Annotated in this window: 16 protein-coding genes, 2 tRNA genes, 1 pseudogene and 1 riboswitch; of the genes and pseudogenes, 9 read left to right on the top strand and 10 right to left on the bottom strand. The window is 74.0% G+C overall.

Annotated features, from left to right (window positions below):
- Positions 1-45 precede the first annotated feature (45 nt).
- Positions 46-1,986: a sigma-70 family RNA polymerase sigma factor gene (locus ACZ5GP_RS15175; protein ID WP_468751257.1), complete on the top strand. Its 1,941-nt coding sequence runs from the start codon at positions 46-48 to the stop codon at positions 1,984-1,986.
- Here ACZ5GP_RS15175 and ACZ5GP_RS15170 read toward each other — a convergent pair.
- Entirely contained in the window at positions 1,966-5,292 is a 3,327-nt protein-coding gene (locus tag ACZ5GP_RS15170; RefSeq protein WP_468751256.1) for an ATP-binding protein, read from the bottom strand. The genes ACZ5GP_RS15175 and ACZ5GP_RS15170 overlap by 21 nt on opposite strands.
- A gap of 66 nt (positions 5,293-5,358) precedes the next feature.
- The gene (locus ACZ5GP_RS15165) at positions 5,359-7,443 is read right to left on the bottom strand and encodes an asparagine synthase-related protein (RefSeq protein WP_468751255.1); all 2,085 of its coding nucleotides are present in this window, start codon (positions 7,441-7,443) and stop codon (positions 5,359-5,361) included.
- 800 nt (positions 7,444-8,243) lie between these two features.
- On the opposite strand from ACZ5GP_RS15165, the gene ACZ5GP_RS15160 reads away from it, so the two are divergent.
- The 4 genes from ACZ5GP_RS15160 (at position 8,244) to ACZ5GP_RS15145 (ending at position 13,386) form a co-directional block, all read left to right on the top strand.
- Positions 8,244-9,689, top strand: coding sequence for an MFS transporter (locus ACZ5GP_RS15160; protein WP_468751254.1), 1,446 nt, complete (start codon positions 8,244-8,246; stop codon positions 9,687-9,689).
- Between the two features lie 80 nt (positions 9,690-9,769).
- On the top strand, positions 9,770-10,999 hold the full coding sequence (lhgO, locus tag ACZ5GP_RS15155) for an L-2-hydroxyglutarate oxidase (RefSeq protein WP_468751253.1): 1,230 nt from the start codon (positions 9,770-9,772) through the stop codon (positions 10,997-10,999).
- Between the two features lie 136 nt (positions 11,000-11,135).
- Positions 11,136-11,948: a tRNA (guanosine(46)-N7)-methyltransferase TrmB gene (gene trmB / locus ACZ5GP_RS15150; protein ID WP_468751252.1), complete on the top strand. Its 813-nt coding sequence runs from the start codon at positions 11,136-11,138 to the stop codon at positions 11,946-11,948.
- A gap of 43 nt (positions 11,949-11,991) precedes the next feature.
- Complete coding sequence (locus tag ACZ5GP_RS15145) at positions 11,992-13,386, top strand: PrsW family intramembrane metalloprotease (protein ID WP_468751251.1); 1,395 nt, start codon at positions 11,992-11,994, stop codon at positions 13,384-13,386.
- 23 nt (positions 13,387-13,409) lie between these two features.
- Here the strand turns inward: ACZ5GP_RS15145 and ACZ5GP_RS15140 are convergent, their stop codons facing one another.
- The 4 genes from ACZ5GP_RS15140 to ACZ5GP_RS15125 form a co-directional block, all read right to left on the bottom strand.
- Positions 13,410-14,354, bottom strand: a complete 945-nt coding sequence (locus tag ACZ5GP_RS15140; RefSeq protein WP_468751250.1) for an aldo/keto reductase — start codon at positions 14,352-14,354, stop codon at positions 13,410-13,412.
- Positions 14,355-14,457: 103 nt separating this feature from the next.
- Complete coding sequence (locus ACZ5GP_RS15135) at positions 14,458-15,534, bottom strand: M23 family metallopeptidase (RefSeq protein ID WP_468751249.1); 1,077 nt, start codon at positions 15,532-15,534, stop codon at positions 14,458-14,460.
- A 10-nt stretch (positions 15,535-15,544) separates the two neighbouring features.
- Positions 15,545-15,692, bottom strand: a riboswitch (cyclic di-AMP (ydaO/yuaA leader).
- A gap of 202 nt (positions 15,693-15,894) precedes the next feature.
- Positions 15,895-17,055 carry a PP2C family protein-serine/threonine phosphatase gene (locus tag ACZ5GP_RS15130; RefSeq protein WP_468751248.1) on the bottom strand — a complete coding sequence of 387 codons (1,161 nt, stop codon included), beginning with the start codon at positions 17,053-17,055 and terminating at the stop codon, positions 15,895-15,897.
- A gap of 155 nt (positions 17,056-17,210) precedes the next feature.
- Positions 17,211-17,284, bottom strand: a tRNA-Met gene (locus ACZ5GP_RS15125).
- 459 nt (positions 17,285-17,743) lie between these two features.
- Here ACZ5GP_RS15125 and ACZ5GP_RS15120 point away from each other — a divergent pair.
- Positions 17,744-17,968, top strand: coding sequence for a chaplin (locus tag ACZ5GP_RS15120; protein ID WP_358589070.1), 225 nt, complete (start codon positions 17,744-17,746; stop codon positions 17,966-17,968).
- A 174-nt stretch (positions 17,969-18,142) separates the two neighbouring features.
- Positions 18,143-19,102, top strand: a complete 960-nt coding sequence (locus ACZ5GP_RS15115) for a hypothetical protein (RefSeq protein WP_468751247.1) — start codon at positions 18,143-18,145, stop codon at positions 19,100-19,102.
- Positions 19,103-19,248: 146 nt separating this feature from the next.
- On the opposite strand, the gene ACZ5GP_RS15110 is transcribed toward ACZ5GP_RS15115, so the two are convergent.
- Both ACZ5GP_RS15110 and ACZ5GP_RS15105 read right to left on the bottom strand, forming a co-directional pair.
- A complete protein-coding gene (locus ACZ5GP_RS15110) occupies positions 19,249-19,569 on the bottom strand; it encodes a 4a-hydroxytetrahydrobiopterin dehydratase (RefSeq protein WP_468751246.1) in 321 nt (106 codons plus the stop codon).
- A gap of 5 nt (positions 19,570-19,574) precedes the next feature.
- On the bottom strand, positions 19,575-20,819 hold the full coding sequence (locus ACZ5GP_RS15105; RefSeq protein ID WP_468751245.1) for a Twin-arginine translocation pathway signal: 1,245 nt from the start codon (positions 20,817-20,819) through the stop codon (positions 19,575-19,577).
- A gap of 112 nt (positions 20,820-20,931) precedes the next feature.
- Here ACZ5GP_RS15105 and ACZ5GP_RS15100 point away from each other — a divergent pair, with 112 nt between their 5' ends.
- Both ACZ5GP_RS15100 and ACZ5GP_RS15095 read left to right on the top strand, forming a co-directional pair.
- Positions 20,932-21,279, top strand: coding sequence for a hypothetical protein (locus ACZ5GP_RS15100; protein WP_468751244.1), 348 nt, complete (start codon positions 20,932-20,934; stop codon positions 21,277-21,279).
- Positions 21,276-21,437: a hypothetical protein gene (locus ACZ5GP_RS15095; protein ID WP_358585457.1), complete on the top strand. Its 162-nt coding sequence runs from the start codon at positions 21,276-21,278 to the stop codon at positions 21,435-21,437. Before ACZ5GP_RS15100 ends, ACZ5GP_RS15095 begins: the two co-directional genes overlap by 4 nt.
- Positions 21,438-21,971: 534 nt before the next feature.
- On the opposite strand, the gene ACZ5GP_RS15090 is transcribed toward ACZ5GP_RS15095, so the two are convergent.
- Positions 21,972-22,044 (bottom strand) — tRNA-Lys (locus ACZ5GP_RS15090).
- A gap of 173 nt (positions 22,045-22,217) precedes the next feature.
- A pseudogene (locus ACZ5GP_RS15085) lies at positions 22,218-22,502 on the bottom strand (DEAD/DEAH box helicase); the annotation flags it as partial.

Genomic DNA, 22,502 nt, shown 5'->3' with positions numbered 1-22,502 from the left:
TGTGCCGGTGTTCTGGTCCGAGTGTGCAACCGGGGGCGTTCCGCGATGAGTGGTGACGGTCGGGACGAGCCGTCCACAGGCTTCGGCGAGGAAGTGGCCGCGGCGGGCGGCACGGAGACCGAGGGGCCGCCCACCCGCCAGGTGCCGGCCCAGGGCGGATCGGGGCCCAGCGTGCCTCCGCAGCGCGATGGCGGCACGGGCACCGCGGCCGCCGGCGGGGAAGGGGCGCACTCCGACGCCGATCTGATCACCCGGATGCGGGCGGGCGACGACTCCACGTACGAGGAGCTGTACCGCAGGCACGCCGAGGCGGTCCGTCGCTATGCGCGCACCTGCTGCCGCGACGCCCACACCGCCGACGACCTCACCGCCGAGGTCTTCGCCCGCATGCTCCAGGCCGTGCGCGGCGGCAGCGGACCCGAGCACGCGGTGCGCGCCTATCTGCTGACCACGGTCAGGCGCGTCGCCGCGGGATGGACGAAGTCGGCGAAGCGGGAGCAGCTGGTCGAGGACTTCGCGGTGTTCGCCGCGCAGGCCGCGCGCGGCACCGACGCCTCGGACGACACCGTGTCCATGGCGTCCATGGCGTCCTTCGGAGCGGGCCTGGAGCTCGGCGCGGACGTCCGCGCGATGCACGAGGCCGAGCAGTCGATGGCCATGCAGGCCTTCCGGAGCCTGCCCGAGCGCTGGCAGGCCGTGCTCTGGCACACGGAGATCGAGGAGGAGTCCCCGAGCGAGGTCGCCACCCTCTTCGGCCTCGACGCGAACGGCACGCGCGTGCTCGCCAGCCGCGCCCGCGAGGGCCTCAAGCAGGCCTACCTCCAGGCGCACGTCAGCGCCACGCTCACCGAGAGCGAGGAGTGCGCGCGCTACGCCGACCGCCTCGGCGCCTACGCCCGCGGCGGCCTGCGCTCCCGCGCCGAGCGAGGCCTGCGCAAGCACCTGGGGGAGTGCGCCAAGTGCCGCCTGGCGGCGGGGCAGATCGAGGAAGTCGCCAGTGGCATCCCCGCGGTCGTGCCGATCGCCGTCATCGGCTGGTTCGGGGTCGCCGGGTACGCGAAGGTGGCCGCGCTCGTCGGGGGCGGCACGGCCGGCGCGGGTGCCGCGGGCGCGGCCGCCGTGAGCGGATCCTCCGGAGGGTCCGCGGCGGGCGGGGCTGCAGCGGAGGGCCTCGGCGCGCCCGCCAAGGCGGGGATCGCGGCGGGTGTCGTCGTGGCCGCCGGGGTCGCCGCCGCGCTCGCCCTCACCGGCGGCGGCGGCAAGCCCGAGGCCGACGCGCCGCCGAAGGCCGAGGCACCCGCGGTGTCCGAGTCGGCCGCGCCGCACAAGCCGACGCCCCCCGAACCTGAGCCCACACCACCGGCGGCCACGCCCCCGCCGAAGCCCACCCCCGAGCCGCCGTCGCCGCCCCCGACCGCACCGGAGCCCCCCGCCAAGGACAAGCCCGAGCCCCGGCCGAAGCCGCCACCGCCGCCCGCGGAGCCGGCGCCCGCCCCGCCCGAGCCCAGGCCCAGACCGACGCCGAAACCACCACCGCCTCCGCCGCCCGCCCCGGCGGTCTACCAGTGGAGCGAGCTGCGCTACGGGCTGGTCGGTGACGGCACCAAGCCCGAGATGCGGCTCGCCGAGAGCAGCTGGGTGTGGCAGCGCAAGGGCCTGAAGATCGCCGGCAGGCAGTACTCCCACGGCGTGACCGTGCACGGCCAGTCCTCCGTGACGATCGACTTGAACCGCGGCTGCTCGACGTACGACGCCCTCGTCGGCATCGACGACATGACGATGGGGCTCGGCAAGGTGCGCTTCTCCGTGTACGCGGACGGGGCGCGGCTGTGGCGCTCGCCGCTGGTCAAGGGCGGCGACCCGGCGGTGCCGGTCAGCGTGAGCCTCGCCGGCCGCAAGACCGTCCGGCTGGTCGTCGAACCCCACACGCCCTTCCACGCGGTGACCCTCGCCGACTGGGCGCAGTCACGGATGCGCTGCGCCTGACCCGGTCCGGGGCCCGCCGCAGGGCACCGCCCCGGTCAGTTCCGTGAGCGCCTCCTCGGTCGTGAGGGTGCTGCCCGCGGCGCGCGCCGCCTCGTGGTGCCGGGCGCCGAGCGCGGCCGTCGCGGCGACCTCGATGCGCTCGACGACGGTCGACTCGGGGCGCGGCCGCGGGCGCCCGCCCCGCAGGCGGGTGCCGACCGCGAGCAGCCGGGCCGCCCGCGCGTGGTCGCCCAGTTCGCTCACGAGCGCGGCGGCGTGGTCCACGAGGGAAGCGACGACGACCTCGGAGCACCGGGCGGCCAACGCCTCCCGCAGCGCCTCGGCCAGTTCGGGCACCCCCGCCTCCGGGCCGGACTCGGCGGCGATGACGCGGGCCTCCACGCCCCGCAGGGCCACGGTGAACTGCGGCGGCGGCGTCCCGTACGCCGTCTCGCCGCGGGCGGCCGCGCACAGCTCGCGGGCCGCGGCCGGGTCGCCGTCGTCCAGGGCCATCAGGGCGCGCAGCAGCCGCACGTACGCGCGTGAGTCGGTCACGCCGTGCCGGTCCGCCTCGTCACTCGCCTCGTCGAGGGCCTTCACCGCCATGGCCCGGTCGCCCTCCCGGTAGGAGATCTCGGCGAGCCTGGCCATCAGGAACGGCGTCTCCGCGTAGGCGCCCACTTCGTAGGCGAGGCGGAGGGCTTCCTCGTAGGCGGCGCGGGCCTCGTCGTGGCGGCTGCGGGCCATCGCGGCCTCGCCCGCGGCGCTGTGCACCTGGGCGCTCATCCACCGGTCGCCCACCCGCCCGCTGAGTGTGCGCAGTTCGGCGAGGTCCTCGTCGACGCCCGAGAGGTTGCCGTTGGTGTCGATGGCCATGTGGGCGCGGAACATCAGGATGACGCACAGCTCCCACTCCCCGCCGTGGCGGCGGCAGTTGGCCACCGTGGCGTCCAGGGCGGGGCGGGCGTCCTCCATCGTGCCGCCGGTGAAGAAGATAGTGAACGGCCAGATCAGTCCGGGAAATTGGGCGGACTGCGGGATGGGCCGGGCGAAGACGGCGCGGACCCGCTCGACGTACGCGGCCTCGGTCCAGCCCTCTTGGTCCGCCGGCGCGTCCGCGGGGCGGGACTCCGTCAACAGGAAGAGGTGCAGCAGCCGCAGTTTCATCCACGGCCAGTAGAGCGGGTCGCCCTCGTCGGGGAGGGCCGGGACGCCGTCGGGCGAGGCGGGGCCCGGGGCCAGCTCCAGGATGCGGCCCATCCAGTCGCATCCCTCGCGCCGGAAGTTGCGCAGCCACCAGAACCAGCCGGTGTGGACGGCCAGCGCGATCGCCGTCCGCGTGTCGCGGGTCTCGATGGCGTGCTGGAGGGCCGCGCGGATGTTGTCCAGCTCCGTCTCCAGGCGGCCGAACCAGGGCAGTTGCTCCGAGCTGCGCAGCAGGGGCTCGGCCCGCTCGACCATCGCGCGGAAGTACGCGCTGTGGCGCCGGGCGGCGGCCGCGAGCAGTTCCGGGGTCTCGGCGGCGCGCTCGGCGGCGTACTCGTGGATGGTCTCCAGGAGGCGGTAGCGCATGCCCGCGTCCTCGGGCCCGGTGTACGGGACCGCCACGATCAGGGACTTGTCGACCAGGGCGCCGATGAGTTCCGTGGCGGGGCCGGTGCAGATCGCCTCGGCGGCGGGCAGGTCCCAGCTGCCGGCGAAGACGGAGACCTCGCGCAGCACGGTCCGCTCGGCCTCCCCGAGCAGGTCCCAGGACCAGTCGACGACGGCGCGCAGGGTCTGCTGGCGGGGCAGGACCGTGCGGCTGCCGCTGGTCAGGAGGCGGAAGCGGTCGTCGAGGCGGTCGGCGATCTGGCGCGGGGTGAGCAGCCGGAGGCGGGCCGCGGCCAGTTCGATCGCGAGCGGCAGGCCGTCCAGGCGGCGGCAGATCTCGGCGACGGCCCCGGCGTCCTCCTCCGGGGCGAAACCGGGCCGCACCGCCGTGGCCCGCTCGGTGAACAGGCGGTGCGCCGGGTCGGGCGGGAGGGGCTCCACGGGGCGCACCGACTCGCCCGGCACGCCCAGGGGCTCCCGGCTGGTGGCGAGGATGGTGAGGTCGGGGCAGTGGGTGAGGAGCGTCTCGGCCAGTTCGGCGGCCGCGTCGATCACATGTTCGCAGTTGTCGAGGATCAGGAGCAGGCCGCGCGGGGCGCAGTACTCGACGAGCAGCGTGACCGGGTCGTCCTGCGGGGCGGTCAGCTCGCTGGTCATCAGCACGGTCTCGCGCAGACCGAGCGCGCTGACGACGGCGCCCGGCACCGCCTCGGGGTGGTCGAGCGGGGCCAGCTCGGCCAGCCACGCCTGCGGATGCCCGGCGGCGGCTTCCTCGGCGAGACGGGTCTTTCCGGAGCCGCCCGGTCCGGTGAGGGTGACGAGGCGGGCCCTGCGCAGATCCGAACGGATGGCGGTGAGTTCGGGTTCCCGCCCGACGAAAGACGTCAGACGGTTGCGGATGTTCCCCTTCCGCTCGGGCCGCTCGGGCCGCTCGGGCCGCTCATGCCGGTGCTGCTGCCCGGGACGCTGGAGCCGCTCGGCCCCCGGTCGGGCGGAGCCGGGCACCGAAGGCGGGCCGGCCGGACCGAGCAGCTCCGCGTGCAGCGCTCGCAGCTCCGGGCCGGGATCCGTGCCGAGCCCGTCGGCGAGGGCGCGGCGCGCGTCCTCGTAGGCGTCGAGCGCGTCGGCACCGTGTCCGGCATCCCGCAGGGCGCGGATCAGGAGCGCGCGCAGCTGCTCGTCGTAGGGCCGCGCGGCGGTCAGTTCCCGCAGCTCGGGTACGACGTCGCCGGCGCGGCCCAGCAGCAGCTCCGCCGCTATGCGTCCGCGGAGCGCCTCGGCGCGCCGGGCCTCGGGGCGCGCCGCCGCGGTCCGGTCGGGCAGGTCGGCGAGGGCGGGGCCGCGCCACAGGGCGAGCGCGTCCCGCAGGATGCGGGCGGCCGGCGCCGGGTCGTCGCGGTCCAGGGCCGCCCCGCCCTCGCGCACGAGGCGCTCGAAGCGGTGCAGGTCGACGTCCTCGGGGGCGGCGGCGAGGCGGTAGCCGCCGGGGACCGAGGCGACGGCGTCCTTGCCGAGCACCCGGCGCAGCCGGCCGACCAGGGCCTGGAGGGCGGCGGGGGCGTCGGCCGGCGGGGTGTCGGCCCAGATCTCGTCGATGAGGGCGCCGACGGTGACCGTACGGCCCGCGTGGAGCGCCAGCGCGGCGAGCAGGGCGCGCAGCCGCCGCCCTCCCACGGGCAGGAGGGCGCCTTGGTCGTCGTACGCCTCGGTGGCGCCCAGGATTCCGTACCGCACCGGATCATTCTCCCTGTCGGGGCGAGGTAAGGCGCGGGGTTTAGCAGGGGGCGGATTTCGCGGGCGCTAGCGGCCCGCTCCCAGGGCGCCCCGCTGCGGGACCACGCTCCCGGTGGGGACGGCTCGTTGGCGCGCCGGGGTGCCCGTCCAGCACGTTCCCCTGCGTGCCAGGAGCCGGCGCAGCCACAGTTCCGTGGCGACCAGCTCGGCCAGGCCGTCCAGCGGGAGGGGCGCTCCCTCGGCGGCCTCACGGAGCGCCTTGCGGACGACGCGGGCCTCCACCAGGCCCGCCTGGGCGAGCAACGGGGTGTCGAAGAGGGCGATCAGACGGTCGGCCGCCACGCGCAGGCCGGTACGGGCCGCCGCCGTGCTGGAGGCGGGCGACGGGGTGCCCCAGCCGGGCGGCAGATCGGTGACCCCGGCGCCCTCCAGGACCGTGCGCAGGATCGCGGCCCGTGCCCCCGGCCGGACGCGCAGGGCCTCGGGGAGCGCCTGGCACGCGCGTACGACCTGGTTGTCCAGGAAGGGCGCGTGCAGCCGCTGGAAGCGGACCTCGCCGGCCTGTTCGAGGATGCGCAGGTCCGCGGCGTGCCGGGCGAGGGCCGCCCGCGCGCGGAACTCCCCCGGGCGCTGGCCGGGGCCGCCCGGCCGCATCGTCGTGTCGTTCAGGCGAACCGATACTTCGGCGAGGGCCTCCCCCGTCAGCCAGCGTGCGGCGGGCCCCGGTCTCGCCCACGTGAGACCGGCGAGCGAGGCCCCCACGGCTCCCTCCGGTTCGTCGAAGCGGCGCCGCAGCAGCCGGTCGGCGAGCGAGGCGACGCCCGCGCGATGGGGCGTGCGGGCCAGCTTGCGCGCCGCGCCGTACACGCGCGCGGGGACCATCACCGACCCGTCGGCCTTCGCCAGCGCGGCCACCGGCCGCACCAGGTGCCGCCGCTTGCGGTCCATCAGGAGGTCGGCGAGGCGGGCGGGATGGGCGTCCAGGACCTGCCGCGCGCCATGGCCCGTGAAGTGGTCCGCGCTGCCCGAGGAGAGCCGCGCGCGGTGGCGCTGGGCCATCACCAGGGTGCTGCTCGGTTCGTCCGTCAGGGGGCCGTCCAGGTCGGCGTAGGGCAGGGTGTCCTCGCCCGCGGCGACGACCACGTGGTGCAGGCGCGGGTTGGCGGCGATGGCGCCGGCCCGCTCCAGCTCCGCCTCCCTGCCGTCGACGGCGAGGTCGTTGAAGGTGACGGCCAGGAGCCGCTCCCCGGCGCCCGTGCCGTGCCCGAGGACCGTGCCGGGCATGCCGGGCAGGCCGGCCGCCAGGAGGGCGAGGGTCGCCGAGGCGGGTCCTCCGGAGAGGTCCGCTCCGATGCCGGGCACCGGCATGCCGCGCGCCGCCCGCCGCTCGGCGGGCCCCATGCCGGGCACCGGGCCGGGGTCGACGTCCGCGCCGGGGACGTGGCGCGGGGCGGTCAGGCGGGTGCGTACCGCCTCGACGAGGGCGTCACGGACGCCGTCGACCGCGCTCGTGGCGTCCGCGGCGGGCGCCGCGACGGCCAGCGACGCCACCGGCTCGTACCCGGCGACCTCCCGTGCGCCCGCGCGCAGGATCAGCGCGTGCCCCGGCGGTACGCGCCGCACGCCCTGGTAGGGCGTCGAGTCGTGCAGTGCCTCGGGGACGTCGGGCGCGGCGAGCAGCGCCGCGAGGTGGCCGATGTCCAGGTGGGCCTCGACGAGGTCGGCCAGGGGCAGTGCGGCGGTGGCGTAGGCCGTGCCGCCCGCCCACGGGGTGTGGAAGACGGGCCGCGCGCCCGCGAGGTCCCCGGCGACCATGACGCGGCGGCCGACCTGGACGACCGCCGTGTAGCTGCCGGACCAGGCGGTGAGGTGGCGCAGGGCGCCGCCGCGGGCGGCGAAGAGGCCCACCCGCAACTGCTCGTCGGAGGCGCCGCAGGTGCCGAGCACCGCGATGCGGGTCTGTGCGTCGACCTGCACCACACGCACCTCGTCGGCGCGCCAGTCACCGACCGCCCAGAGCGGGTCCGGGTCGCCCCACAGGAGTTGGGAGCCCACGGGGTGCACCGACTCGCCGTCGTCGCCGGTGGCCCCGGCGGAGCCGGCCGCCGAGGGCCTCGCGGCGGTACTGCTCCACCCCACCAACCACCGCATCGCTGCCTCCACAGGCTGTGGACGGGCCGTCGGCGGGGCGCCGAGAGGCCCGGCCGACCAGTGCACCGAAGGACTGGGGTCCCATGCTGCCACGAAGGAGGCACACGGGAGGGGCCGCGTGGCCGCTTGCGCGGCGGTGAATCCACCCGGTACAGGTGGTGCAACCACCGCGGGCGAACGGTGAAACCGCCTCGCATGGGCGGTGGTTGAAGAACGTATGAGGCCCCTCTACAGGTACGCAGGGCCGCTCGCCCCGTTCCCTCCCATGGGTGATTTTCGGCCAAATCGGCCTGGGATGAGCCCAGCACGGAACCGTTCGGGGACAACGCACAGCCCGGGAGGCGGTGTTCGCCTCCCGGACCGGTCCGCCGCCCGCGGGGATGGAGGCGGCGGTATCCCCCCAGCCCACTGACTCCAGCGCAGCGGGCCGACCCACGCGTCGTCAATGGAAGCGCTCCCGCCATGGCCGCAGAAGAGCGCACACCCAGGCGCACGGCCACACACCGGGAGCACGACACACCCCCGCCGTACTTCCGTACGGACAACAATCTCGCCATACGGAACTACGCCCCTTAACGCTTGGGATGCGGCGAACTACCCTGTGTGTGCTGATGTTTTCGCGGAGGCATATACCTGGAGGATCGGCCAAACGCTCTTGCGGCCGCGAGTCCGGCCACCGTGCCCGGGGCCCACGCCACGGCACGGGTGGGCGCGGGTGCCCCTGCCCCCGGGGGAACGCAGCACGAATGCCGTGCGGTCCAGCCATCGCCCGGCAGCCGTCTGTGTCCGAGGGGTGGCGCATGTCCAGGGAGCAACGCGGGCCGAACGAGAAACTCGGCACCGTTCTCGCCCTCGCGGGAATCAGCAACGCGGGACTCGCCCGCCGGGTCAACGACCTCGGCGCACAACGCGGGTTGACGCTTCGATACGACAAGACCTCGGTGGCCCGGTGGGTGTCCAAGGGCATGGTGCCGCAGGGCGCCGCCCCCCACCTCATCGCGGCGGCCATCGGCCAGAAGCTCGGCCGCCCGGTGCCGCTGCACGAGATCGGCCTCGCGGACGCCGACCCGGCGCCCGAAGTGGGCCTCGCCTTCCCCCGTGACGTGGGGGCCGCCGTGAAGTCGGCCACCGAGCTGTACCGCCTCGACCTGGCGGGTCGGCGCGCGGGCGGCGGCATCTGGCAGTCCCTCGCCGGCTCCTTCGCGGTGAGCGCCTACGCCACGCCCGCCTCGCGCTGGCTGATAACCCCGGCCGACAGCTCCGTGGCGCGGGACGCCTCCCGAGACGTGCCGCGCGACGTGGCGCAGGCCGACGACGGCGGCGCGCCCATGAAGGTCGGCCACAGCGACGTGCTGAAGCTGCGCGAGGCCGCGGAGGACGCCCGGCGCTGGGACTCCAAGTACGGGGGCGGCGACTGGCGCTCCTCGATGGTCCCCGAGTGCCTGCGCGTCGAGGCGGCGCCGCTGCTCCTCGGCTCCTACTCGGACGAGGTCGGACGGGCCCTCTTCGGAGCCTCCGCCGAGCTGACGCGCCTCGCCGGGTGGATGGCCTTCGACACCGGCCAGCAGGAAGCCGCCCAGCGCTACTACATCCAGGCCCTGCGCCTGGCCCGCGCGGCCGCCGACGTGCCCTTGGGGGGGTACGTCCTCGCCTCCATGTCCCTCCAGGCCACCTACCGCGGCTTCGGCGACGAGGGCGTCGACCTCGCGCAGGCCGCCCTGGAGCGCAATCGCGGGCTCGCGACGGCCCGCACCATGAGCTTCTTCCGCCTCGTCGAGGCGCGGGCACACGCGCGTGCCCATGACGCGCAGGCCGCGGGGACGGCGCTGCGGGCCGCCGAGGGCTGGCTGGAGCGGGCCCGCGACGGTGACAACGACCCGACGTGGCTCGGCTTCTACGGCTACGACCGCTTCGCCGCGGACGCCGCCGAGTGCTACCGCGACCTGAAGGCGCCCCGGCAGGTCCGTCGCTTCACGGAGCAGGCGCTGTCGCGGCCCACGGAGGAGTTCGTGCGCTCGCACGGCCTGCGCCTGGTCGTCTCGGCGGTCGCCGAGCTGGAGTCCGGCAACCTCGACGCGGCGTGCGAGCAGGGCACCCGGGCCCTGGAGGTCGCCGGGCGCATCTCCTCCGCGCGGACCACGGAGTACGTGAAGGACCTCCTGCACCGCCTGGAGCCGTACGGGGACGAACCCCGGGTGGTGGAGCTGCGGGAACGCGCGCGGCCGCTGCTGATGGCTCCCGCGTAGCGCTCAATCACACACCCACCCCGAGTTTGAAGGCGTTGTCAGTGGCGCAGGGCAGTATCTGTGGTGGGAGGTGAGGCGCGGTGAAGAAGGTCGCGTACGACGGCGGCGGTCCGTACGACTGCGATGTCCTGGTGATCGGCGGCGGCATCGTCGGTCTCGCGACGGCGTACGCCCTCACCCGCACCGCCCCCGGCACCCGCGTCACCGTGCTGGAGAAGGAGCCCGGCCCCGCCCGGCACCAGACGGGCCGCAACAGCGGCGTGATCCACAGCGGGATCTACTACCGCCCGGGCTCGCTGAAGGCGAGATACGCGGTCGGCGGCGCCGCCGAAATGATCAAGTTCTGCGCGGAGTACGGCCTTCCGCACGAGGTCACCGGCAAGCTGATCGTCGCCACGGAGCGCGCGGAGCTGCCCCGGCTGCACGCCCTGGTCCAGCGCGGCAGGGAGAACGGCATCCCGGTGCGCGAGCTGGGCCCCGCCCAGATCACCGCGTACGAACCGGAGGTCCGCGGGCTCGCCGCCATCCACGTCGGGACGACCGGCATCTGCGACTACGGCGCGGTGGCCCGGCACCTGGCGGCCGCCTCGGGCGCCGAGATCCGCTACGGCGCGGGCGGGCACGTCCTGCGGGTGGACCGCCGGCCCGAGCGCGGCGTCGCCGTCCGCACCGCCGACGGCGCCATCGTGCGCGGCCGGGTCCTGGTGAACTGCGCCGGGCTGCACTGCGACGCGATCGCGCGGCTCACCGGGGACGACCCGGGCATGCGGATCGTGCCGTTCCGCGGTGAGTACTTCGAGCTGGCGCGGCCCGAGCTGGTCCGCGGCCTCGTCTATCCCGTGCCCGACCCCGCCTTCCCCTTCCTCGGCGTCCACCTCACCCGCGGCATCGACGGCGGCGTCCACGTGGGGCCGAACGCGGTCCCGGCCCTCGCCCGCGAGGGGTACGACTGGTCGGTGATCCGCCCCCGCGAGCTGGCCGGCACGCTGGGGTGGCCGGGCTCCTGGCACATAGCCCGGCGCCACTGGCGCTACGGGGCGGGCGAGCTGCGCCGCTCGGCCTCCAAGTCGGCGTTCACCGACGCCGTGCGCAGGCTGCTGCCCGCGGTCGGGCCGGACGACCTGGTCCCCGCGCCGGCGGGGGTCCGGGCGCAGGCCGTGCTGCGGGACGGCACGCTGGTCGACGACTTCCTCATACGGGAGGGGGCGCGGACCGTCCATGTACTGAACGCGCCCTCGCCCGCGGCGACCGCCTCACTGCCGATCGGGCGGGAGGTCGCGCGGCGGGCGCTGGCCTCTTTGGGGGGGTAGTGCGGGGCGCCCTTGGCGGGGGGAGGGCGTCGGTCGCCGTGCGGGGGAAGCCCCGGCAACCCGTAAAATCGGGCGCACTGTGTCTGAGTCTCCCCGTATCCCCGAAGTCCCTGGCGGCCCCGAAGCTCCCGAGGGGGTGTCGTCGACCGCGGAGGGGCGGGGCGGGCGGCGCGCGCCGGCCGCTCCCCGGTTTCCCGGGGGGCCCTCGCCCGATCCCGCCGGGTCGCACCACGAGCGGCGGATCCGCAGTTTCCAGCCGCGCCGCAGCCGGGTGACCACCAGCCAGGGCGACGCCCTGCGGCGGCTGTGGCCCACGTGGGGCCTGGACATCGACGGGCTGCGCACCCTGGACCTCGGCGAGCTGTTCGCGGACGACGAGGGGCCCCGCCCCGACCTCCCCGTCGTCCTGGAGATCGGCTTCGGCATGGGCGAGGCCACCGCGAAGATGGCCGCCGCCGACCCGGACACCGGCATCCTCGCCGTCGACGTCCACACCCCCGGCCAGGGAAATCTGCTCGGCCTCGCCGAACGGGCGGGACTGACGAACGTACGCGTGGCCAACGGCGACGCGATCATCCTGCTCCGCGAGATGCTCCCGCCCGAGTCCCTCGACGGCCTGCGCGTCTACTTCCCCGACCCCTGGCCCAAGGCCCGCCACCACAAGCGCCGCCTGATCCAGCCGGAGTTCCTGACGCTGGCCGCGCCCTCGCTCAAGCCCGGGGCGCTCCTGCACTGCGCGACGGACTGGGAGCCGTACGCCGAGCAGATGCTGGAGGTGCTCACCGCGCACCCCGACTTCGAGAACACGCGGCCGGACGGCGGCTACGCCCCGCGCCCGGAGTTCCGCCCCCTGACCCGCTTCGAGGGCCAGGGCCTGACCAAGGGACATGTCGTCCGCGACCTGCTGTTCCGCCGCACCGCACCGCTCGGGACCGGCGCCGGTCGGTAAGGCCCCGTCGCGGCCACCCGTATCCCTCGTTAGGGTCAACGACGTGGCCACCAGTTCTCCGTATCCGATACCCCCCGAGGCCCCCGCCCCGGGAGAGGTCCGCCGCGCCCACTGGTGGCAGCGGCGCGCGATACGGGCGGCCGGGCTCGTCACGCTGCTCGCCCTGTCGGGCCTGGTGATCCTCGCCCTGGTCAGGGAACAGACCGGCACCGAGGGCTTCCTCGTCGGCCTCGGCCTCGCGACGGTGCCGGTGCCGCTGCTCGTCGCCGCGTTCCGCTGGCTGGACCGGGTGGCGCCGGGGCCCTGGCGCAATCTCCTGTTCGCCTTCGCGTGGGGGGCGTGCGCGGCCGCGCTCATCGCGATCGTCGCGAACAGCTTCGCGATCCGCTGGATAGCCACCGCCACCGCGGACCCGCACAGCGCCGACACCCTCGGCGCCACGGTCATCGCCCCGATCGTGGAGGAGTCGGCCAAGGCCGCCGCCGTCCTGCTCGTCTTCCTGTTCCGCAGACGCGACTTCACCGGCGTCGTCGACGGCGTGGTGATCGCCGGGGTGACCGCGACCGGCTTCGCGTTCACCGAGAACATCCTCTACCTCGGCAACGCCTTCGTCACCGACCAGCTCAGCCGCGACAGCGGCCTGGCCTCCGTGACGGCCGCGACGTTCTTCGTGCGCGTGGTCATGTCGCCGTTCGCGCACCCGCTCTTCACCGTCCTCACCGGCATCGGCTTCGGCCTCGCCGCGTTCTTCGCCGAGCGCCAGCACGTGCGCCGCGTGCTGCTCCCGCTCACCGGGCTGCTGCTCGCGATGGGCGTGCACGCGCTGTGGAACGGCTCCGCGGTCTTCGGGCAGTACGGCTTCTTCACCGTGTACGCGCTGTTCATGCTGCCCTCCTTCGGCCTGGTGACCTGGCTGGCCATCTGGACCCGGCAGCGCGAACTGCGCCTGATCCGCGCCGAGCTGCCCGCCTACGCGGCGGCGGGCTGGCTCACCCCGCCCGAGCCGTACGCGCTCGGCTCGATGCGCGCCCGCGCGCTGGCCCGCGACTACGCCGCGTACACCTGGGGGAAGGCGGCGGCCCGCACGGTCGCCGAGTACGAGACGTACGCGACGTCCCTGGCGTTCCTGCGCCACCGGGGGCGCCGCGGCAGGGCCGGCGCCGACTTCGTCGTACGCGAGCGGGAGCTGCTCGAAGAGCTGTGGGAGCGCCGCGGGCCGGCCCGCCCCGCCCTGGCCTACGCGGCCCGCGCGACGGCGCCGGTCCTGTACCCCATGCCGATGCCCCTGGCCGTGGGGATGCCCTACGCCGGACACGGCCACCCGCCGCCCTACGGCGCCCCTGCCTACGGCCCCGCATACGGCGGCCCCGCACCGGGCGGCCCCCCGTACGGCCACCCGGCGTACGGCTGGCCGCCGCACAACCTCTACCGCTCCTAAGCGCCCCGGCGCCACGCCCGGCGTCAGGCGGAGGCCGCCGTGAGCGTCGCCAGCTCCACCTCGGTCAGTTCCACGTCCGCGACCGCCAGCAGGGCCGGCAGCTGCTCGACCGTGCGCGCGGAGGCGATCGGCGCGGCCACGGTCGGCCGGGCGGCGAGCCAGGCGAGCGCCACGGTGGCGACCTGGACGTCCCGCTCGGCCGCGATCCGGTCGAGCGCGTTCAGCACCCGCTCGCCGCGCTCACTGCCCACGTACTCCTCGACGCGGCCGCTGCGCGCGCTCTCCACCCGCGTGCCGGGGCGGTACTTGCCGGTGAGGAAGCCGGACGCGAGCGCGAAATAGGGGACGGCCGCGAGGCCGGCGCGGGAGGCGACCTCCTGGAGGGGGCCTTCGTAGGTGTCGCGGGAGACGAGGTTGTAGTGGGGCTGGAGCGCGACGTAGCGGGCCAGGCCCTCGCGGTCGGAGAAGTCGAGGGACTCCTGGAGCCGGTCGGGGGCGATGTTGGACGCGGCGATCGCCCGCACCTTCCCGGCCCGCACCAGCTCGTCGAGCGCCCCGATGATCTCCTCCACCGGGACCGACGGGTCGTCGAAGTGGGTGTAGTAGAGGTCGATGTAGTCGGTGCCGAGGCGGCGCAGGGAGGCCTCGGCGGCGCCCTTGATGGTGTCGGCGGAGAGTCCCTTGAAATCGGGGTGGGAGCCGACCTTCGTGGCGACGACGACATCGGAGCGGTTGCCGCGCTCGGCGAGCCACGCGCCGATGAGCGTCTCGGACTCGCCGCCCTTGTTGCCGTCCGCCCAGTGCGAGTAGGCGTCGGCGGTGTCGACGAAGTTCCCGCCCGCCGCGACGTAGGCGTCGAGGACGGCGAAGGAGGCGTCCCGGTCGGCGGTCCAGCCGAAGACGTTGCCTCCGAGGGAGAGCGGGAAGACGTCGAGGTCGGATGAGCCGAGCGTACGGAGAGAAGTCATGCGTTCCTCAACGTCCCTGCCGGAAGGGGAATTCCGGCAGGGCACGGCTCGGCGCGCGCGGGCGCCGGACTCAGGGGGCGCTCAGGGGCTGCTCAGGGGCTGTTCAGGGGTTGAGGCCCTTGCCCTGCAGCCAGGACAGCGGGTCGATGTTGGCCCCGCCCGCGGTGTGGACCTCCATGTGCAGGTGCGGACCGGTGACGTTGCCGGTCGCGCCGACCCGCCCGATGACATCGCCGGTGGCGACCTTCTGACCCACGCTGACGTTGAGCGAGGACTGGTGGCAGTACCAGACCTCGGTGCCGTCGGGCAGCTCCAGGACCGTGCGGTAGCCGTACGCGCCCGCCCAGCCGGCCTCCTTGACGGTGCCGGTGTGCACGGCCTTGAGGGGGGTACCCGTCGGCGCGGCGAAGTCCAGACCGGTGTGGTGCCCGGAGGACCACATGGCACCGGCGTCACCGAAGTGCGAGGTCAGGGTGTACGAGGAGGTGGGCAGCGCATAGCTCTTGGCGAGCTTGGCCCGACGCTCGGCCAGGGCCTTGGCCTCCCGGGCCTCCCGCTCCTTCTTCTTCTGGGCGGCGGCCTTCGCGTCGGCCTCGCGCTCGGCCTCCCGCTGCTGGGCGGCGGCTTCGGCGGCGGCCTTCTCGGCGGCGCTCTCCTCGGCCGCGGTGCGCACCGCGTCGTCCGCCTGGGCCTGCTGGTTCTCCGCCTGCCGCATGATGCGGGCGCGCAACGCCTCGCCCGCGTCGGCGCCGCCCTGCCGGATACCGGCGGTGCCGGCACCGGCGGTGGTGAGCGGCGTGGCGGCCGGGACGGCATCGGCGCCCGCGGCGGCGGACGCGTCGTCGGCCATCAGGGAGCCGATGCCGGGAAGCGAGTCGGCCTTGGGCAGCGAGTCTGCGACGGCGCCCAGGTCGGGCATCGAGATGGTGACCGGCGGCTTGCCGTCCTGCGCGGTGGCGATGCCTCCCGCGCCGACGGCGGCGATGACGCCGACGCCCAGCACGGTGGAGCTGCGGGCGAGCCCGCCGCCGCCCTTCTTGTGCACACGGTGCCTGCCGCGGACGGGGCGGACGGACTCCTCGGTGGGGTTCCATTCCTCCCAGGTCTCCTGGTCGTACCCACCGAAATCGTCGTCGTTCGGTATGTACACGGCTTGGGGGGCAGGCCGGTTGGACGCCACTGGGGCGCGCTCCTTTCCTTCCTTTCGCCTACCGGGTTAGCTGACGGGTTCGGAGCAGGAAGGTCTCCTACGAGCATCCGGCACGAGGGCGCGGATGCCTGATTCACCCCAAGTTGGTGGTTCCCCGGCTCCCTTGCGGGATTAGGCGCGTGCGCACGGAGCCGTCGCTGGTGACGGCTGGGACGACCGCGCTGCGTTATCGAACGTTAATAGACGGGGGGCCCGTATTCCAAGCCGTTCCGATTGATCGTTAACGGCTTCGGCCCGTACTTATCAGGACACGGGCGCCAGGACCGGGGCGAGTTGACCCCTCGCCGCGTTGACAAAACGTCAGTTGGGCCGTGCGGCAACGCACTTCGGTCACCCCGGGTCACCGTCACGCTCGTGGTGTCCGTGGGTCACGTCCGCGGTGGCGGGGCGCCGCAGGGCGAGCAGCGCCATGTCGTCCGTGGCCGCGCCCCCGGTGTGCCGCCGCACCTCCTGCGTGAGCGTGGCCAGCAGCGCGTGCGGGCCCTCGCGGCCGGGGAAGATCCGCCCGCCGAGCCGGGCCGCCGGGTCGTAGAAGACGCCCGCGGCGTCGCGCGCCTCCGACAGGCCGTCCGTGTAGAAGAGCAGCATCGCGCCGGGCGGGAACTTCGACTCGTCCGCCCGGTCCGGCCAGCCGCCCAGTTCGCCCATGCCGAGCGGCAGCGCGGGCTCGCTCGGGGAGAGCACGCACAGCCGCCCGTCGCCGCGCAGCAGCAGCGGCTCGGGATGCCCTCGGTTGACCAGTCGTACGCAGCCGTCGCTGAGCCGGATCTCCGCGAGGACGGCGGTGGTGAACCCCTCGAAGGCGTCCAGCCCGTCCCGCCGGGTGCCCTCCCGCGCCAGCGCCCGCTCCAGGCGCTGCGCCACCGCCTCCAGGGTGGCCTCCTGCTCGGCGGCCTCCCGGAAGGCGCCGATGACCACGGCGACGGCGGCCACCGCGCCCATGCCCTTGCCGCGCACGTCGCCGACGATGAGCCGCACGCCGTGCGGGGTGTCCTGTACGGCGTACAGATCGCCGCCGATGAAGGCGTCCGCCTGCGCGGCCTCGTACCGCGCCGCGATGTCGAGCCCGCCGATCCGGGGGTCCGGCTGCGGCAGCACGGCGCGCTGGGTGGCCTCGGCGATGGAGCGGGCGGTGGCGAGCCGGTCGTTGCCGCGGCGCACGACGCGGTTGATGACGATGGCGAGGGCGGCGACGGTCATCACGGTCAGCAGTTCGGTGACGGCCTCGACATGGCTGTTCGCCGCGTTGCCGTAGTGCAGCACGATGACGGAGACGGAGGCCGCGGCGCCGGTCAGGGCGGTGTTCAGGAGCGAGTAGAAGGGGGCGGCGATCAGCGGGGCGGCCGTGAAGAGCGGGGCCGCGGTGAAGTCGGGCGGGGTCGAGGCGTCGTACAGGACCCCGACGACCAGGAGCAGGACCGGCAGGGCCCGCACGAAGGCCCGCTCGTGCGCGGTGGCTCCGCTGCCGCCGGTACCTCCACGCTGCCCCACCGCTTGTCTCCCGCCGAGTTTGCGCCCATCACCGCGCTGCACCCAGGTTTCCCGCAGCGGGGCGGGGGTGCGAGCCGGTGTGGGCCGAGCGGGTCACGGGGCGGAAAACACCGAGGGCCGGAAGCATCGAAATGCTTCCGGCCCTCGGCCTTCAGTAGCGGGGACAGGATTTGAACCTGCGACCTCTGGGTTATGAGCCCAGCGAGCTACCGAGCTGCTCCACCCCGCGTCGGTAAACACAACAGTACGCCATCCGGACGGATGAAGCGAACCGCTTCTCCGGGGGCCGGTGGGGTGGTCGGGGGTGGCGGGGTCCGGCGGGGCGGTCGGGGCGGCGGGGTCGGTGGTCGCCGGCTCGGCGTCCGGGGTATCGCGCCGTGTCCCGGGTGCGTCTCGGGCGTGCGGCGCGCCCCGGGCGTACGACCTGCACGTCCTGCCACGCCGCGCTCCCGGGCGCACGACCTGCACGTCCTGCCACACCGTGCCCCCGGGCGCACGCCCAGGCGTACGAATGGGCGATTCGTTTCCCTCTGCCGGGTCACCGGCCGAGCCCCTTCGCGCTGCGCCCGCGAGGCTCCCAGGTAAAGCAGCCCTGCACCTTCGGAAGGCGGCACCCATGTCCACTCCTCCCCCTAGCCCGAGCCCGAGCCCCAGGCACCGGAGCAAGCGCGGAGCCCTCGCCGTGGCCATGGCGCTCACCGCGCTCACCCTCGCCCTCGGTACCGCCCCGGCCACCGCCGACGACCCCGGGCCCGAGCCCCAAGCCGACGGAAAGGTCACCAACTCCCCCGGCCTCGCCACCGGCAACCTGGTGCAGGCCCCCGTGCACGCCACCGTGAACTTCTGCGGCAACACCATCTCGGTCGCCGGCGTCCTCAACCCCACCCCGAACAACGTCTGCGAACCGCAGTAACCCGAAGCGGGTCGTACCTCGGGCGTAGAGGGTGCTCACCCGTCAGGCGTGTGCAGCTCGTCCCGGCAGTTGACGCCGCGCCGCTGCGGTCGATGCGATGGTCACCGCATGGTCGGTGCGACGGGGATGACGAGGGCGCCTTGGCGCACGTGGTGGCAGCGGTGGCCTTGCCGGGTGGGCCGGGCCACGACGGCGTGGGCGGTGGTGTACGCCGGTTTCGGCGTGGCGTGCGCGTTGAGCGGGACGCCCCTGTTCTACCTGGGCAGCGAGCCGGGTCCCCCGGCGCTGGGCTGGGGGGTCGCGGCGGTGGGGGCGGGGGCGGCCCTGACCTGCGGCGCGGTCGCACGGTACGGACTGCGGCCGGCGTCGCGGGTGGGGCTGTGGGTGCTCTGCGTGCCGGCCGGGATGGCCGCGTTCGGCTTGCTGATGGACGTCATCACCCTGGTATTCGGTCAGGGGGTGGACAACGGCGTGGCCGCGGCGAACCACGCGCTGGCGGCGGCCGGGGTCGTGCTGCTCGCGGCCACGGCCCGGTCCGTGCGCCCCCCGCCCGCCGCGGCCGTCGCACGGACTCCTTCCGCCGCCTCCGGGCCGGTCCAACTGGCGGCCGGTGTCGGGACGGCGGCCTTTCTCCCCTACGCGGCGATGAAGCTCATCTGGGCGTCCGGCGGGGCCTTCGCCGGGATGACCGGCGAGGAGATGCTCGCCGTCTCCGAGCGCAACGGCGCGTCAGGAATCTGGCTGACGCTGGAGTCCTGGGGCCTGGACGGCACCGTGTTGCTGGCCGCGCTCGGCGCCTTCCTGTTGTGGGGCCTGGCCCGTCCGTGGGGCCAGGTCTTCCCGCGCTGGTCGCTGTGGCTGCGCGGCCGCCGCGTCCCCCGCTGGCTCCCGCTGGCCCCGGCCTTGCTCGGCGCCGCCACGCTGGCTCCGTACGGGGTGTTCGGCATCGGGTACCTGACCCTGGCCTCGACCGGCATGGTGACGATGCGGCGAGGCGACTTCCACTCCGCGAGCGATGCGCTGCTGGTCGCCTGGATCGGCCTGACCGCGTTCGCCGTCTACGGAATCACACTGACCGTCGCCGCCCACTCGTACTGGCGCCGGACCCGCCGGACGCGCGCTGAAGCGGAGTGACCCCGCGCGGCCAGCCCCGCAACACACCACAGCCTCAGGCCGGAAACACCCCGAAGCCCGACGACACACCGACCCCACAGGCCACCCTCGCCCCGGCACATCGACAGCACCCCAGAACGTGACGGCCCCTTTCCGCCATGCCGAAATCAGGCGATGAGGGTCTCTGCCCCGTGTGCCTGGGCGATTTCGTCGATTCGCTTTGCGAGTTCGAAGTCCGCAGCGGTCAGCTTGTGCCCGGCGTCATGAGTGGTGATGCCGAAGCGAACGTTGTCCCACCGAAGATCGATGTCCGCATGGTGACCGATGAGGCGCTCCACATCGGCGACGTGCACGATCAACGCCACTCCGCCGTGGTAGCGGATCCCGTAAGAACGGGTGATTTCGTCACCGTCGCGGCGCCACCCCGGAATTTCCCGAAGAGCCGCTTCGATCTCCTGCTCACTCAGCGGCACCGGTCCCTCTGCCACGCTCTTCAGCTCCCCTCGATGACGGGCTCCAGAACCTCGGCGAGGTCCCTGCCGACCGGGGCATCCTGCCACGGCCGCATAACCCGCTGAAGAGTGCACAACTCACGCCGCATACGCGCGGACCGGGTCTCGACCGCGATGTCCGCCACCGTGCACGCAATCTCTACGGCCTGATCTGGCTCACCCGCTTCGGCCGCCGCTGTGGCGTGCCTTGCCATGTAGACGCCCCGGTCCCTCCGTGCCGTTCCGGGTACTTCCTCGAGAACCTGACCCCACAGGTCCCCGGCTTCAGTTCCGAGGCCGAGACGGCCGTAGCAGGTGGCGCGTTGCACCTCCAGGTAGCCGGGGGTGCGACGGCAGGCGTTCCCCCAGGGCAGGTCGTCGTCCACGCGGGCGAGCAGACCGTCGGCTTGGTCGATGAGCCGGTCCACGGCTGGGCGGTCCCCCGTCAGACTCGCCCCGTGCGCCTGCTGCTGCAGGGCCATGATGCGAACCTTCGGGACCAGGCGTCTGGAATCCTCCAGGGCCGCCTCGCACAGGTCGATGACCGCGCCTCCGTCGCCCAGGTCCGTGCGTACTTGCGCCTGGTTGACGAGGGAGTATCCGACCAGGTGCGGGTCGCGCGACCGCATCGCGATCTCCTGCGTGATGCCCCGCCAGAAGCTCGCGCCCTGCATGTCCCCGGCGTCCTGGTAGAGCCATCCAACGAGCGCCGAGTACGCGGCCCCGATACGCAACAGCCCGCGCCTCGTCTCACCCTTCGCCGAGCGGACCAGCTTGTCGATCAGCTGGTACTGGGCGGAGACGGTGCCCATCAGATCGTGCGGGCCCAACAGCATGTCCGCTCGGTAGTGCCCCTCCAACTGCTCCTGGAAATAGGTGATCAGGGCGGGGTCTACGTGCTGAGGTGCCACAGGGTCGGCCACGAGCGCGGCAGCGGTGACGGAACCGAGTGCACGGCGGTTCACCTGGTCCTCTTCGTGATGCTCGGGCCGGATCCACCCCGCAGGCGTGGTGAATCCGAGGTCTTCCGGCCAGCGGCCGAGGGCGTCGTGCAGAACAAGGGCGGTTTCTTCTGGGGGCCAGCCAGGGCGTGTCCCCTCCCACCGCCGCCAGGTGCGTGCGGACACCGTGAACTGCCGATCGCCGAGCAGCTGCTGTCCGTGGGCGGTGATGCGGTCCGCGGCCTGCTCGATGGTGCGCCACCCGACGTGAAAACGGGCAGCCCTAAGCGCGTCGTTGCGGCTCATGGGGACAGTCTGAGGTGCCATCGCGGATCTCTCCGGTCATGGCCGCTACATGGCCACGGGTGGCCACGGAACGGCCTAGTTGCCGTTCTACGTGCGCAAGCATCATCCTGCTGTGACCACGAGACGTACATCGAACGCAGCAGATGTCACCTACTTCGACCTGCCCGACCCGGCTGGTCTCGCCGAGGAGCAGGTGTGCGGCCGGCGGTGCGTCTGGTGCGCGGCCAGCCTCAACACCGCTACTGCCGTCGACCTCGGCGAGCGCACGATCGATGCGCACGGCAGCGGCGCCCGCTGGTTCCCCCGCTGCTGCCGAGACTGTGGATACAGGCGCCTCTTCGCAGCGTTCAAGACGCACGCGAACGGCTGCAAGCAGTGCTCCACCAGCCTCCCCTGGTGCCTCCAGGGGCAGACGCTCTTCCGCGCGGCCCTGGACTTCAACCGGCAGAGCCGACGATGAGCGAGGGCGTCCGGTACTGCTGGCGCTGCGACGCGCCGATCACCAAGGAGCGGCCCGGCACGTCCATGTCGAAGGAGTCCGGCTCGGCCGGCGGGGCGGTCGTCTGGTGGCACATCAAATGCCCCCAGCTGCCCGCCTTCGTGCGGCGCACGCCCTAGTAGACCCCCGCCATCGCGCTCCAGCAGCGCGACCGCGGGGAGAGGCGGCCCGCACCCGACGGCACTCGGGGGGGCACGGGCCGCCCCGTCACCCTCACACCCAACAGAGCAGAAAGGCCACCATGCCCAACCCCCACCCCTCGCAGGACGATCCGGCGGTGCCGCCCCCAGTGCCCCTCCCGTGCGGGCCGTGCCTGCACCAGCTCATCACCACCGACGTGACCACCCCCCACCCCTGCGCTGAGGGCACCGCCCTCGGCCTCCATGGCGGACTCCTCTACCCCCTCCCGAAGGGACCTTGCCCCTGCCGGTGCCAGCAGCAGGAGGAAACCCCAGCGGCGAAGGCGGGACGGGCAGCAGCCCACCGCGTCCTCCGTCGCGACACCCCGTAGCCCCCCGGCTCGTCCCTGTGGGCGCCGCTCGCACTACCCGGCAGCGCGACAGCACGCGCGAGCAGTGTGCGAGCAAACAGCCCTCAGGCCCCGAACATGCCGAAAGCCCAGCCAGAGGACTCTCTGAGCTGGGCTTTCTCTGTAGACCGTGTGGGACTCGAACCCACAACCAATGGATTAAAAGTCCACTGCTCTGCCAATTGAGCTAACGGTCCTCGTCGGTGCTCCCCCGAGCATAGCGGGAGCCGCCGCGCGTTCCGATCGGGTATCGCCTCCCCGGAGCGTTTCCGTCCCGGCGGGCGGCCCTGCGCGACGTCGTCGACGTCACGCGGAAGGGCCCGCACGACGTGGGTACGTCGTGCGGGCCCTTCCGTTCGATCAGGCGCGGTCAGCTGTTGCGCTTCCAGCGCGGCTTGTCGTCGCGGCGGCCGAAGGAACCGGTGCTGGTGCCGGAGCGGTCGCGGTTGAACGCCGGGCGCTCGTGGCCGCCGGAGCGGAAGCCGCCCGAGGGACGGTCGTCGCGACGGTCGCGGTTGAACGGGCGGTCGCTGCCACGGTGGCCGCCGGCGGGGCGCTCGTCACGGCGGAAGCCGCCACGGTCGCCGCCCGAGGGACGCTCGTCACGACGGTCACGGTTGAAGCCGCCACCGCGGTTGTCGTCACGGCGGAAGCC

The organism is Streptomyces sp. NPDC031466 (assembly GCF_055581265.1).
Note: the sequence above shows the minus strand (reverse complement) of the source record. Positions and strands in the feature narration are given on the sequence as shown.

Coding starts and splice junctions, on each gene's coding strand:
- ACZ5GP_RS15175 (WP_468751257.1), top strand. CDS start 46: ATGAGTGGTGACGGTCGGGACGAGCCGTCCACAGGCTTCGGCGAGGAA.
- ACZ5GP_RS15165 (WP_468751255.1), bottom strand. CDS start 7,443: ATGCGGTGGTTGGTGGGGTGGAGCAGTACCGCCGCGAGGCCCTCGGCG.
- ACZ5GP_RS15160 (WP_468751254.1), top strand. CDS start 8,244: ATGTCCAGGGAGCAACGCGGGCCGAACGAGAAACTCGGCACCGTTCTC.
- ACZ5GP_RS15140 (WP_468751250.1), bottom strand. CDS start 14,354: ATGACTTCTCTCCGTACGCTCGGCTCATCCGACCTCGACGTCTTCCCG.
- ACZ5GP_RS15120 (WP_358589070.1), top strand. CDS start 17,744: ATGGCGCTCACCGCGCTCACCCTCGCCCTCGGTACCGCCCCGGCCACC.
- ACZ5GP_RS15105 (WP_468751245.1), bottom strand. CDS start 20,819: ATGAGCCGCAACGACGCGCTTAGGGCTGCCCGTTTTCACGTCGGGTGG.
- ACZ5GP_RS15095 (WP_358585457.1), top strand. CDS start 21,276: ATGAGCGAGGGCGTCCGGTACTGCTGGCGCTGCGACGCGCCGATCACC.